Below are 13,933 nucleotides of genomic sequence, written 5' to 3'. Positions count from 1 at the left end.
AAGGGTAGTTACCCAGTAGAGCGTTTTAGCTTTAATTAGGTTGTCCTACTTAGTAACAAAAAAAGTAGTTACTAGAACTTTTTTATTTAGTTAAAACTTCTACTAGAGGTGTGACCCTAGCAAGCTCGAAACGAAAATTTTGCTCAAGCTAGTAGTTTGTTCTGATGTTGTTTTAGGTGAGTACGGGCAACCAGACAGAATGGATTCATCTTCATCCTCACCTCCGCATCATTTTGCCAACTTCAATTTGCTAACTTCAATGGGTCTCTTAGCCCAGAGATTACCCCGTCTTAACCTCAAACGAGCCTGTTGCCTGCTATCACAGAACAGATTACCAACTTGGAGCCATCTATCATGCCTGTGAAACGCCGGAATTTTTTGCTCTTTTTAGGGGCGGCAGCTGGAACGGCTGCTGCTGGAACTGCGCTCAAGTCCGGGCAAAAGTTCTCTATGCCGTTTCAAAGTTTGGTTGGTGGAGCACAAAACATCAATGCATCTGCGAATGAACTGAGCTTCACTCCGGTTAAAAGTCCGCTTCCACTGGAGACAACGGGAATTTCACTCGAAAAACAAATCGATACCTTAAGCCAGTACGAAGTAGCCGATGATTTAGTGCTGCCTGATGGCTTTAGCTATGATGTGCTGGCCGCGTGGGGAGACAAAGTCGGGGATTCTCGGTTTGGCTACAACAACGACTACCTCTCGTTTGTCGAAACGGCTCCTAACGAAGGCTACCTCAGCGTTAACTTTGAGTACATTAGTGCAGTTCCGTGGCTACAAACTTACGAAAAAGTGATTGGCAAAAAGCTCCCTTTTAAGGATGTGCAGAAAGCGTTGAGCAAAGCAGAAAAAACAGGTTTGAACGCCTTTGCTTTGTCTGACAAGACCCCGTTAAAGGCCCAGATTCGCCAGATTGCTAAAGAAGCTTTGATTGATCAGGGATTAGGTGTCATTTCGATTCGTAAAACGGCAGACGGGACATGGGAGCGCACTTATTCCACAAGCGATCGCCGCATCACGGGAATTTCTGGGTTAGAGGATGGACGCTACCTCAAGTGTACGGGGGCAGCGAAGGCAGTTTTTCTGAAGAAATCGGGTAAAGGATATAGGGATAAGTTGGGCGATCGCATTATTGGAACTTTTGCGAATTGTGCGGGTGGAACGACGCCTTGGGGAACGGTTCTCAGCGCTGAAGAAAACATCCAAAATCAAGTCCCGGATGCGGTGTATGCGGATGGAACCTCATTTCCGCCAGACAAGCAAACCTTCAGAATCGATGACGAAGAGGTATCTGGACAGGGCAACGTGTTTGGATTTGCAGGCAACAAATACGGCTGGATTGTAGAACTGGATCCTGCCAATCCGCAAGACTACGGCACAAAACACACGTGGCTGGGTCGCTATCGCCATGAAGCTGTTGGAGTCCGGGTTGAATCAGGGAAACCATTAGCGTTTTATTCGGGCTGCGATCGCAGAGGTGGACATCTCTACAAATTTGTTAGCCGTGATGCTGTGACCAATCCCACCGATAAAGCCAATTCTCGCCTACTCGAAACTGGAATGCTTTACGCTGCCAAATTTAACGAAGATGGAACCGGGCGCTGGATCGCGCTCAAAGCCGATACTCCCGTTGAGCCAGATAGTCCTACCACCATTGTTGGCGGCATGATTAACCTGCCCAAACGTCCTGAAGGCGGCTACAAAGCGTTTAGAACCGAGGCAGACGTCAAGAAATTCAAGCAGCAGTTCAAAACGCTGGGTGATCTGTATCAAGGAAACGCTGAGGAAAAACAAGGTGCAATTTTGATCGATGCTCACTATGCCGCGAATGCGTGCGGCGCAACCTGTACCGCACGACCTGAAGATACTGAAATTGCGCCGGATGGCTCTCTCTACGTTTCGTTTACCTCTGGCTCTCCTGACAAAGATGGGGGAGCAGATAAACGGGTTTTCAAAGGTGCTAAGGGTGAAACGCCTTACGAATACGGATTTGTGATGCACCTCGTCGAAGATCAAAATAATCCGGCGGCGATGACGTTTAGCTGGAAGATGATGGCCTTAGGCGGAGAGCCAAGCGCAGGTGGTGCAGGATTTGCGAACCCTGATAATTTGATGATCGATCCAGATGGTCATGTGTGGGTCGTCACGGATATGTCGTCTGACAAAATTAACAAAGCTATTCCAAACCGCATCGGCAAGAATGGCGTTCCGATTAGTCAGTCCAACCTGCGGGGCGTATTTGGCAATAATTCTCTTTGGTTTATTCCGACGTCGGGCACGAATGCAGGCAATGCCTATATGTTTGCGATCGCTCCAATGGAATCTGAACTGACCGGCCCGTTTTTAAGCCGCGATCGCCAAACGCTTTTTCTAGCAGTTCAACATCCGGGAGAGATGCATGGCATTCGGCAGAATATGAAATCTGAAAGTCGCAAATTTGCTCTGCAAACGACAGACGGCAAAGATTTTATGCAGATTCGTGATGTTCCAATCGGATCTAACTTCCCTAGCAAAAAAGCGAATGCGGCTCCTCGACCCTGTGTTGTTGTTGTTCGTCGCCGCGATAATCGGAATATTACCTCTGCGTGAAGGCGAGCGCTTTAGAACAAACTCAGTTGCGAAGGAGCTTGCTCGGTTGCTTTGGAGTAAATGGTGTTCCAAGGCAGAGGTGGGATGGGTACCCCGTGTTGCTCAAGCAATTGCTGAAAGTGACGAGCGGTTTGGGGCGATCGCGCCTCAACAGGACAATGCACAAGGAAATATACCTGAACATTCTGTTTGAGATAGCGATCGACAAGCTCTGCCCATTCTTGCAAGTATTGCTCATTTGATTCTAAATTTGGATGGCTGATGTATCGAATTAACGCAACGTTAGACGTTGTTACGGGCTGGAGCGGAACGTTGGGCTTCTTACGCTCACTATCAATTTGAGGATCATTCTCGCATTCATAAATTGGACGTGTATCTAGCATCACTCTACCGATTGCTAAATCTTCTAACATCGCATTCGAGTGGCTTTTATGAGGTTCTCTAAACCACTCTAGATGCCGCACTTCTACCGCTAAAGGCACTCCTGTTTTTGACCAACGGCTTAAAAAAATTGTTAAGTCATTCAATCTAGCGGGACTATAACTCGGCGGAAGTTGCAGCATCAAAGGCCCTAAGCGATCGCCTAACCCTTGCATCAATTCTAGAAATTTAAGTGCTTCTGTTAGTGATGGTTCTAGCAATCCATTATGCGTTAATTTCTTAGGTAGTTTAGGACAAAACTTGAATCCAGGCGGTGTTTCTGCTGCCCATCGCGCTACTGTTTCCGCATTCGGCACAGAATAGAATGTTGTGTTGCCTTCTACACAAGTAAATCGATGACTGTAAAGGCTTAGAAAATCGCTCGCTCGGCTCTTTGGCGGAAACAAATCGCCAACCCAACTTTTGTAAGCCCAAATTGCACAACCAATCCGAAAGCTCATAGAGAATCAAGTAAAGTAACCCATACCTCACACTCTACAGTACTTAAAAAATGCAGTATCTCGAAAACTGTACCGATGAATGAGAAGAAATTCACTCAAGGGATAGAGTAAGGATTGTGAGTCATGCTGGAATATTATTGCAGACCTGTAGAAAAACTTTTACACGGAAGATGATTGGGAATCAAATTAGAACGGCTACCCTTCTAGGATTACTGAGCGGAATATTGGTTCTGGCTGGGTATTACCTGGTTGGCAACGAGCAGGGTCTTATTTTGGGATTGATTTTTGCTGCATTTAGCAGCTTTGGGTCTTGGTATTACTCAGATCGGATGGCGCTTGCTTCTTATGCCGCACAGCCCGTTGAGCGGTCTGAAGCGCCAGAACTGTTTGACATGATTAAGCGGCTTTGCGATCGCGCCGAAATTCCAATGCCAAAATTGTTTGTGGTTCCAACACAATCTCCTAACGCATTTGCTACAGGTCGCGACCCAGATCATGCTGCCGTCGCCGTGACTCAAGGCATTATGGAATTGCTGAGCCCAGCAGAGCTAGAATGCGTTTTAGCCCATGAGCTGACGCACGTTAAAAATCGCGATACGCTCACCCAAGCGGTTGCAGGTACGATCGCGGGTGGCATCACCTTCTTAGGCAGAATTCTGACGTTTGGGGCGCTGTATGGTCCCGTTTCTCGCGATAGCCGTCGGGGTGGAAATCCTTTAGGTCTACTGTTCCTTATTGTGCTTGCACCACTCTCGGCAGGACTGATTCAAATGGCGATTTCTCGAACTCGCGAATTTGCCGCCGATCAAGGCTCGGCTGAAATCACTCAAAATCCTCTTGCCCTAGCTAGCGCCCTCGAAAAGCTCGAGCGTATTGGACATGAGATTCCGATGAATGGCAATCCAGCGCTGTCACCTCTACTGATCGTCAATCCACTTTCAACTAAAGGATTGCAATCACTGTTTAGAACTCACCCCCCGACAGAAGAACGGATTCGTCGGCTGACTGAATTAGCTCAGCAGTTGCAGTCATCTGTGCTAAACGCTCAACCTACTTAAGCTAAGTAATGAAGGGAGCCTAAGAAACTTCTCCCTAGTGTAATAGACGGCTTAGATTTCGCAGTGCCTTGTGGGTACTGCGTTTTTGATGTGTTAGAAAGGAAGTCAACCCGTTTACCTGACCTCTGATGACCCGAAGAAACCCCAACGATCCAAGCGCGATCGCAAGCGAATTTAAATCACACGTTGTCATCCTCGGTGGACTGGTGGGGTTAATGTGGTTCATCCATATTACCGACAGCGTCTTGCCAGGGACGGCTAATGTGTATGGCATCATTCCTCGAACCAGCCTCGGAGTTCGAGGAATCTTTTTTTCGCCCTTTCTCCACGGCAGCTATCAGCATCTCATTAGCAACACAATTCCCTTCCTGATGTTGGGTTGGTTTGTGATGCTGCGAAGCGTGAAAGAATTTTTTGCGGTGTCTGCAATCGTCCTGCTTGCAAGTGGCATCGGCGTTTGGCTGTTTGGCTCTCCAGGCATCCATATTGGCGCAAGTGGCGTTATCTTTGGCTACTTTGGATTTTTACTATCACGGGCTTATTTCGAGCGGAGCGCTCTGTCGATCGCGCTATCGCTGACCGTTGGCTTATTCTACGGCAGTCTAATTTGGGGCGTTCTTCCTAACCAAATGCACATCTCGTGGGAAGGACATTTGTTTGGCTTTATCGGAGGTATTCTGGCGGCGAAGTGGTTATCTAGAAAATAGAGTTGTCTGAGCGGGGTCGGTAAGGGGTCAAACTCGCTAGTAATGCTCCTATAGCCGTCACCCGCTTGAGCTTCTAAAAGTAAAAATTTCAGGGTAGTGATGTTTGCGATCGCATTCTTCAGGCAACCCGCGATCCCTTTCAATGACTTGAACGAATGAGTTTCTGCATTTGGCGCACTGAATTAACAAAGCAGGTAAATCGGAAGAGTCACCTCGCTAACGCCGATCGCATCATCCCTCTCAAGCAGCTTCAAAATCAATTTTTAATCGCAACTCTTCTCTCGTTCATCTGTAAATTCAAGTTAAGCACTATATAATTACCTCAATCCGAACGGTGTAAGCTGCATTAGATCCAATGGTGTTTAAGAAACAACCTTCCGTCATTAATCTTGCGTTACTGGTTACACTTCTAACCACCGCAACCCCTTTTGCTGGATCGCTGAAAGTCCGCCCTGCCCTCGCTCAGTCGGCCAGTCCATCAGCATTTTCATTGCCAGATGCTGTGCCCAAGGGGACAACCGTTCGGATTAGTGGCTCTAGCAGCATGGCAGCCATCAACCAAGCTTTGAAGCAGCGATTTGAGACGCAGTACCCAGAAACCAGTATTGATATCGGCTATACCGAGAGCGCTACGGGGCTGCAAGATTTAAGGGATGGAAAAATAGATTTAGCCGCGATCGGGCGTTCGCTCACTGCCGAAGAAGAAGCGCAAGGACTGGTCGCGATTCCAGTCACACGCAACAAGATTGCGATCGTCGTCAGTCCCACGAATCCGTTTAGAGGAAACTTGACGACCACACAGTTTGCTCAGATTTTCCGGGGGGAAATTACCGATTGGTCGCAGGTTGGCGGTGCGCCAGGGGCGATTCGGCTGATCGACCGTCCAGACACGAGCGATACTCGTCAAGCCTTCCAAAATTATCCCGCCTTTCAGGACGCGCCGTTTGCAAGCGGAGCAACGGCAGCAAAAACTAGAGAAGACAGCACCGAAGCAATGCTTCAGGATTTGGGTACGAATGGCGTTGGATATGCGATCGCATATCAGCTTGTAAATCAGCCGAGTGTCCGGATTGTGCCGATGCACACTACCCTGCCGGACGACCCGCGCTATCCCTTCTCGCAGCCTCTCTCTTACGTGTATAAAGGGACGCCTTCTCCTGCAATCGCGGCGTTTCTTGGTTACGCCACCGCTCCCGCTGCTCAATCAATTATTCAAACTGCCCAAGCTGACCCTGCCGCCGCATCTGGCACGCTGATTGCGGCTGCGAGTCCTGGTGCAAGTCCTGCTGGAGCAACCGCTACCGGAGCGGCCAATGCTGCCGTTTCTCCAAGCGCGGCTGCAACGGCTGCGCCGAATGGGGCGAATCAGAGTGGACAAGCACTCCAAACGACTTCTGAAGCAAGTGCAGGACTTCCGACTTGGCTGCTGTGGCTTTTGCCGTTAGGCATTGCGGGCTTACTAGTAGCGTGGTTGCTAAAAAATCGTCGCGCTGGAGCTGACCCCACATCGTCTGCTGAAGCCCCCCTTGCAAATCCATCAGTCAATCCACCAGTCAATCCACCAGATCGTGGCGCTGATCCAAATTTAGCGGCGAGAACCGAAACTGTGATTAATGGCGATCGCGCCTCAATTGCAGAGTCTCAACCCGAAGCCAATCGGATCGGCGGAACGGCCATTGGAGGCGCAGGAGTTGCAGCAGGTGCAGGAGCCGCGTGGACAGTGCGCGATCGCGCAGAACCTAACGAAGCTAACTCTGATCCATTGGAAAGCGCGATCAGTCCGAGCGATCGCCCTGTGTCAGACGCTTCCCTAGTGTCGAACTCCTCTTCAACTCCTTTCGTAGCGGATTCGGCTGATAACCCCTCGCTTGGAGTGGTAGCTGATCCATGGGATTCTAGCACTCAAGATGCTGCTCAAATCGGTTCAAATTCAGTATCAGATCCAGCCGTAGCTCCCATCGCTTCGGAAAATCAGACGGTTGACGCACGGGAGAGCGCCATAGATACCGCTTCTGACGCCCGCTCTGATATTGACCCTGCGATCGTACAAGAATCTTCTGATATTTCAGGATCTGCGCCACTGGGAGGTGCGGCAATGGCAGGCGCGGGAGCCGCATGGCTTGGCTCTGGAAATCAACCCTCTGACGCCTCTAACGCTATCCCAGGCAATTCTCCAGAGATAGAGGAGTCATTGGCGAGTTTCGACCTGATCGAAGAAATCGACGATCTTGAAGCACAGCTAGCGGATGATCAAGTGGATGAACTCGTTTTAGACGATGATGCCGCTACCATCGAACCTACCGAACCTTTTAACAACTTTGATTCACGAGTTTCTGTAGGGTCAGAGTCTCAACAAACGGGTGCGCCAAACTCCGAAGCATCGCTAGATGATTTGAGCAATTCACTCGGTGCCGGATCGCCTGGCCTAGGTGCAGCGTTAGGAGGAGCCGCTATGGGCATGGCTGCCGCTTCAAGCTCAAATCGATCAAACGCGATCGTAGATCGGAGCGAGATGAACCGTGAACAGACCGAAATCGAAGCGACGAAATTTAATTTAGGACAAGCGGAGCTGTCTCGTGAAACCTTAGCTAGTGTAGACGAGGGTTTAGCGGATTTACCAGCAGGATATAGCGAGAGCCGAATTGTTCTCATGCCACGCGATCCACAGTGGGCCTACGCCTATTGGGACGTTCCGAACGATCATCGAGAAGCACTCAGACGCCAAGGTGGACAACGATTAGCGCTGCGGCTCTACGATGTAACAGATGTTACTCTCGATCGTCAAAGCCCTCATAGCTTGCAGCAGTATGACTGTGAGGAACTTGCTAGAGACTGGTATGTGCCGATTCCGGTAAGCGATCGCGACTACTTAGCCGAAATTGGCTATCTCACTGAAGACGATCGTTGGCTCATGCTGGCTCGCTCTGCGTCGGTTAGCATTCCGCCCGTGTATCCGTCCGATTGGTTTGAGGATCAGTTTGTAACGATCGATTGGGAAGAAGAGTTGCAGGGCAAGACGTTCTTAGAACTCGTGCCACCCGGTCGCCAAAGCAGTCAGCCCCAGAGCGCTATTTATGATCAAATCTTTGGGTTAGCTCAAGGCGTTGAGTCTCAGCGCATTGCTGGATCGCTGTTTGGCTCGATGCAGCAAGTGCCTCAAACGGCAATTAGCTCCTTTGTGTTTCCCTCAGGTATGGGAGGATGGGCACTGCCGACGCCTTCGGGTATGGGCATGTCTGGAGCGCTTACTATGTCCGGACTTACTATGTCTGGAGCAGGCTTTTCAGGCGGAGTTGCGCCGATTCGTCCGCGCAAGTTTTGGCTGGTGGCAGATGCAGAACTGATTGTGTATGGGGCAACCGAGCCAGATGCAACATTGACGATCGCAGGTGAACCTGTCGAACTGAGTCCCGATGGAACGTTCCGGTTCCAAATATCGTTCCAAGATGGGCTGATTGATTATCCGATCATGGCGGTTGCCTCAGATGGGGTGCAAACTCGATCGATTCACCTCAAGTTCAATCGCGAGACGCCCAGCCGTAACACCAATACAAAAGAGGATGCGACGGACGAATGGCTGTCGTAGCTTTTTAATTAAGATTTATGATTAACTGAAGAGCGGGTCAATTTCCGAAGGGACAGACGATGAAAAAGCTAATTCGAGGACACGAGAATTTTCGAGAAACCTTTGTTTCTGAACATCGGGAACTGCTAGAAGAACTTTCTCACCATCAAAAGCCAAGAGTCCTGTTCATCACCTGTTCTGATTCTCGGGTTGATCCGAATCTCATCACCCAAGCGGGAATTGGCGAACTTTTTGTTATCCGAAATGCGGGGAATTTGATCCCGCCATTTGGAGCGGCAAATGGTGGAGAAGGAGCGGCAGTCGAGTATGCGATTTCAGCACTCAATATTGAACAAATCATTGTTTGCGGACATTCTCACTGCGGCGCAATGAAGGGATTACTCCAACTCGGCAAACTCGAAGAACAAATGCCGTTGGTGTATGACTGGCTCAGGCACGCCGACGCCACTCTACGCTTGGTGAAAGACAACTACAGTCAGTATTCGGGCGACCAACTGTTAGAGGTGACGATCGCAGAGAACGTTCTAACTCAGATCGAGAATCTCAAAACCTATCCGGTTGTGCGCTCTAAAATGTTCCAGGGCAAACTTAATATCTATGCTTGGGTCTATCACCTTGAAACGGGTGAAGTGTTGGCATACGACCCGGAAACTCACCAGTATGCCGCCCCCCAAAGTCAGATCACAATGGCTTCAAATAAAGCCGTTAGCACTGCACCTCCTGCAATGTGTGGCTTGCCCTATCACTCGGATGATGAGTCAGCGCCGCTCCATGCCAGTGATGTTGCTCCATGGCTATCAGTAGAGCAGGCAGAACGAATCTATCGCGGTTCTGCTGCGTCAAAGCGCCGTTAAACATCTCCTGAATCTTGCCGTCCAAACGAGTGTTTCTTACGCCTTTATTTTCGTGCCACTACAAAAAAGGTGGTTTGCTCGTCCCAAACTCCCTTCTCTGTTCCTAACGATTCGATCAGGCGATCATAATCCGCTTTGAGGGGCTGCACCTGATTTGGCGTTAGCTGAGAAAACGGCTCATTGGGGTGAAGCCAGGTTTTGCCGTCCCAGCGATTTTTGGCTTGTTCCACACTGAGATAACTACCTCGCTGCTCGGTCTGAATGTTGATCGCTGAAAACCCTACTTGAGTTAAAAGCTGTTGACATCGCTCAGGACTTCCAAGCGTTTTGTTAATTTCGGGTAGCGTCAACCCATTCATTTTGCAGGCTTGGGCGATCGCAGGCGTGAGAAAAGAGGTTGCTGAATAACAAGAAAATGCAACGAATCCAGCGGGTTTGAGCGAACGATGCCAATCGCCTAAACTGCGCGAAATATCTGTCAATAAAACAATGGCTGAAGAACACAGAATCGCATCGAATTGTTCTGGCTTAAATGGATACTCTTCCGCATCTATTTCGAGCAGGTCGATATTTTGTAAGCTTGAGGCGGCAACTTTCTGTTTTGCTTGATTCAGCAACTCTGTTGCAATGTCAATTCCAATCACGTGCCCTTGAGTTCCTACAACATGGGCTGCTGCGATTAGCGCAGAGCGCAACTCCGCAGGAACCGCAGCAATGCCCGTTCCCGTTGCCACATCTAATACTGAATCCTTAGCCTTTAGAGGAGAATACTCGACGAGGCGGAGGGCGCGATCGCGAGTATGGTCATTGTCGTAATGAATTCTCGCATTGTAAAAATCCGTGATTTTCTGTTTGTAATTCTTCACGTTGATGATCCCTCTGCCAATGGAGCAACATCTTTAGAATTCCATTAAACCATTGGTAAGAGAATCTCAAAGGCAGTCCCCATCTTAGAGCGTGGTTCTACCGGATCAATGCAGGAATAGATTCTAAATTTGCCGCTATGGCGCGCCGTCACAATGCGGTAGCTCATTGCCAGACTGGTTTCTTTCACCAGCGATCGCTCTGCTGAAAAAGCTTGCATCAGTTGTCGCTGAACTTCTGGAGATATAGCTGCTCCGTTGTCTGCAATCTGAATCGAAATCCAGCGATTGCCCGTGTGATCGAGCGAACAAACATCCGTCGTGATTAAAATTTTAGGCGGATCAATTGGCTTAGTTCGGGCTTGCGGCAGAGTTGCGTTGAAGTGACTATTAGCCGCATCATTCAGCAGCGCATCGATCGCACGATTTAAGATATTCATAAAAACTTGGCTCAACTGCCCACCGAAACAGGACACGGGAGGTAGATGACCATATTTTTTGATCACATGAATATCACTTGTTAAACGGCTTTTGAGCAGTAGCAAAACAGAATCGAGACATTCATGCAGGTCAGTGGGTCGGGGAAACACTTCATCAATGTGACAGAAGTTTTGCAAACTGTTGGCTAACTTTGACAGGCGATCAGCCCCAGTTCTAATGCTCTCCAACGTTTTGGGCAGATCTTCGCGAATGTAATCTAGCTCGATCGCATCCTTTAATTCTGTGACTTCTGGTGAACCTTTGCCCTGCTGTTCATACGCTTCGAGCAGGTCTAAGAGATTACGGTTATAGTCAGCCACATGCGAGAGATTGCCCCAAATAAAGCTCACCGGATCGAGAATTTCGTGAGAAATCCCATCGACTAAGCGCCCCAAACTTGCCATCTTCTCGCTCTGAAGCATCTGGACTTGTAAGCGTTCGAGTCTGACTTGAGTTTCAATGCCACGCAGTTGCCAAGAGGCGATGTTGAGTTCGTGCGGATCGAGCAATCGGTAAGTCTGAGGTGCGAATTGGACAACAATGGGGTCATGTAGACGCTCAAAAGGTCGGCGCAACGCTTGTTGAGCGGCCACCAGAATCGATGTCTCTGCTGTCAAAACTAACGGACTAAGATGAGCATAACTGTGCAGCACTCGAAGCGGCTTTTGCAAGAATAGCTCTGCCCCATATGGACGCAGCAGATACTCTAGAAGGCACTGCCTGGAAATCATACCAACAAATTTTTCCTGTTCAAGCAAAATTACGCCGGGCAGAAGTGGGTGACGCTCGAAACTCTGAGCAACTTTGCTACCCAAAGTTTCCCAGTCACTTTGAAATTCGTATAGTGACAAATCTTGTAGCGTCGATTTTAAGTGAAGGGCTTGTGTGCTGCCTTCCGTAAAGATAGGAGGGGCCAGAACAGATTGACTGGGATGATCAACATTAGTAAACACAATGGCACAATCTGCGAACGTTCTAGCTTATACATTGCCCAAATCTGGGATGATCTACTCCACTTCATTGGAGATGAGTCAGAGGGAGGGCTTTCGCAATATTTTCTTTGCAAAATGTTGCAGGTCTTCGACCCGCTTTGTCCAATCTGCTTTGTGAAAAGGCTCGCTTCCTAGCAGCGCTTTGTAAGAACACTGAATCTATCAACGTTAGTTTAGCGATCGATTCGTTATTGGAATCGAAATAGACGATTCATCGTCAGTGATAATGGTTGAATTCTATTGTCTCTGTTACAGTTACCAACCCTTCGTTACCACGGCTATGCAATTGTTATCATTTCTGCTGCGATCGTCGCGAAAACAGGTTGCGATCGCGATCTTTACTGGGTTTCTCAGTGGCATCAGTAGTGCGGGACTGATCGCGCTGATCAGTCGGGCGATTGGGGCAAAAGGTGCAGAAATGGGGACGTTTGCCGGTGCATTTATCGGGCTAACAATTATTTCTCTAGTGACAAGCATCATTTCTCAGGTTGTACTAATTCGGTTAGCGCAGGATGCTGTATTTAACCTAAGAATGCAACTCGGTCGTCAGATCCTTTCGTCAGAGTTAAACCATTTAGAACGACTAGGCAATGCTCGGGTAATGGCGACGCTAACTGAGGATGTGCAGGCGGTTGCGACTGCCGTTTCTTCGTTTCCGTTTTTGTGCATTGATCTTGCCACAATCATCGGCTGTTTTGCTTACATCGGCTGGCTCTCGTGGATTGTGTTTCTGATGGTGATGGGCTTATTTGTAGCGTCGTTTGTCGGTTGCCAATGGATTCTCAACCAAGGTAGAAAACGCTTAGCCTACGCCCGTGACGATCAAGATATTTTGTTCAAGCATTTCCGCTCGATCACCGATGGCATCAAAGAACTGAAACTGCATTATCCGCGCCGCCAAATGTTTCTAGCCGATGATTTAGAAGCATCCTCTGCCTCGTTTCGCCGCCATAACGTGGATGCTCTAGTGTTGTTCGCTGGGGCCGCGAGTTTCGGCAAACTGATTTTTTTCTTTGCGATCGGGTTTGTTCTGTTTGCATTACCCAATTTACTTTCGGTGCCGCTGCAAACCTTATCTGGATATGTTCTGACATTTACCTACCTAATTTTGCCCCTCGATAAAATTGTTCTGAAGTTGCCGGTTCTGGGTCAAGCCAGTGTTTCCCTCGATAAGATTAATGCGCTCGGCTTGTCGCTTAGAAGTCGCTCTGAATCCATGACGGTTCCCGCGCCAACGCGTCTTGACTGGCAGCGTTTAGAACTCCGCAACGTAACGCACACTTATTACCAAACAGAAGATAGCAATTTCGTTTTAGGTCCGATTGATCTGACGCTTCACCCAGGCGAAATTGTATTCATTGTGGGCGGCAACGGCAGCGGCAAATCGACGTTAGCAAAGCTGTTAACAGGGCTTTATAGTCCCGAATCGGGCGCGATCGTATTTGATGGACAGCCGATCGCAGATGCTAACCGCGAATGGTATCGACAACACTTTTCGGCAGTGTTTGCCGATTTTTATCTCTTCGATCGCTTGCTGGGTATCGATGCTCCCAACTTAGATGCTCAAGCGCACATGTATCTAAAACAGTTGCATCTCGATCACAAAGTCCAGATCGTCGATGGGCATCTCTCCACGACGCAACTCTCTCAAGGACAGCGCAAACGCTTGACCTTGTTAACAGCCTATCTTGAAGACCGTCCGATTTATCTCTTTGACGAATGGGCATCGGATCAAGACCCGATGTTTCGAGAATTGTTCTATCAGGAGTTTTTGCCAAAGCTCAAGCACCAAGGGAAAACGGTCTTGGTCATTAGCCATGATGATCATTATTTCGGGAGCGCCGATCGCATTATCAAACTCGACTACGGGCAGATTGAGTACGATCGCATCTCACATTCTTGAGAGTCACAGTCCTGAAGGTC

At 48.8% G+C, this 13,933-nt stretch carries 9 protein-coding genes; 6 read left to right on the top strand and 3 right to left on the bottom strand.

Annotated features, from left to right (window positions below):
- Positions 1 to 354 precede the first annotated feature (354 nt).
- Entirely contained in the window at positions 355 to 2,589 is a 2,235-nt protein-coding gene (locus tag AC5JLB_RS27150) for a PhoX family protein (protein WP_495876953.1), read from the top strand.
- A gap of 11 nt (positions 2,590 to 2,600) precedes the next feature.
- On the opposite strand, the gene AC5JLB_RS27145 is transcribed toward AC5JLB_RS27150, so the two are convergent.
- Positions 2,601 to 3,470 carry a DUF72 domain-containing protein gene (locus AC5JLB_RS27145; protein ID WP_495876952.1) on the bottom strand — a complete coding sequence of 290 codons (870 nt, stop codon included), beginning with the start codon at positions 3,468 to 3,470 and terminating at the stop codon, positions 2,601 to 2,603.
- Between the two features lie 170 nt (positions 3,471 to 3,640).
- On the opposite strand from AC5JLB_RS27145, the gene AC5JLB_RS27140 reads away from it, so the two are divergent.
- From AC5JLB_RS27140 to AC5JLB_RS27125, 4 genes are all read left to right on the top strand, one after another.
- Positions 3,641 to 4,528 (top strand): zinc metalloprotease HtpX, encoded by an 888-nt coding sequence (locus tag AC5JLB_RS27140; RefSeq protein WP_495876951.1) that lies wholly within the window; start codon positions 3,641 to 3,643, stop codon positions 4,526 to 4,528.
- A 128-nt stretch (positions 4,529 to 4,656) separates the two neighbouring features.
- Entirely contained in the window at positions 4,657 to 5,235 is a 579-nt protein-coding gene (locus AC5JLB_RS27135; protein ID WP_495876950.1) for a rhomboid family intramembrane serine protease, read from the top strand.
- Between the two features lie 355 nt (positions 5,236 to 5,590).
- Positions 5,591 to 8,821 carry a DUF4912 domain-containing protein gene (locus AC5JLB_RS27130; protein WP_495876949.1) on the top strand — a complete coding sequence of 1,077 codons (3,231 nt, stop codon included), beginning with the start codon at positions 5,591 to 5,593 and terminating at the stop codon, positions 8,819 to 8,821.
- Between the two features lie 59 nt (positions 8,822 to 8,880).
- The gene (locus tag AC5JLB_RS27125; RefSeq protein ID WP_495876948.1) at positions 8,881 to 9,675 is read left to right on the top strand and encodes a carbonic anhydrase; all 795 of its coding nucleotides are present in this window, start codon (positions 8,881 to 8,883) and stop codon (positions 9,673 to 9,675) included.
- Between the two features lie 44 nt (positions 9,676 to 9,719).
- On the opposite strand, the gene AC5JLB_RS27120 is transcribed toward AC5JLB_RS27125, so the two are convergent.
- Together AC5JLB_RS27120 and AC5JLB_RS27115 are read right to left on the bottom strand one after the other, a co-directional pair.
- Positions 9,720 to 10,541 (bottom strand): class I SAM-dependent methyltransferase, encoded by an 822-nt coding sequence (locus AC5JLB_RS27120; protein ID WP_495876947.1) that lies wholly within the window; start codon positions 10,539 to 10,541, stop codon positions 9,720 to 9,722.
- Positions 10,542 to 10,585: 44 nt separating this feature from the next.
- Complete coding sequence (locus tag AC5JLB_RS27115) at positions 10,586 to 11,971, bottom strand: sensor histidine kinase (RefSeq protein ID WP_495876946.1); 1,386 nt, start codon at positions 11,969 to 11,971, stop codon at positions 10,586 to 10,588.
- A 319-nt stretch (positions 11,972 to 12,290) separates the two neighbouring features.
- Here AC5JLB_RS27115 and AC5JLB_RS27110 point away from each other — a divergent pair, with 319 nt between their 5' ends.
- Complete coding sequence (locus AC5JLB_RS27110; RefSeq protein WP_495876945.1) at positions 12,291 to 13,913, top strand: cyclic peptide export ABC transporter; 1,623 nt, start codon at positions 12,291 to 12,293, stop codon at positions 13,911 to 13,913.
- Positions 13,914 to 13,933 lie beyond the last annotated feature (20 nt).

This window comes from Myxacorys chilensis, assembly GCF_059505265.1.
The sequence above is the reverse complement of the archived record's forward strand: the minus strand, read 5'-3'. Positions and strand labels throughout refer to the sequence as shown.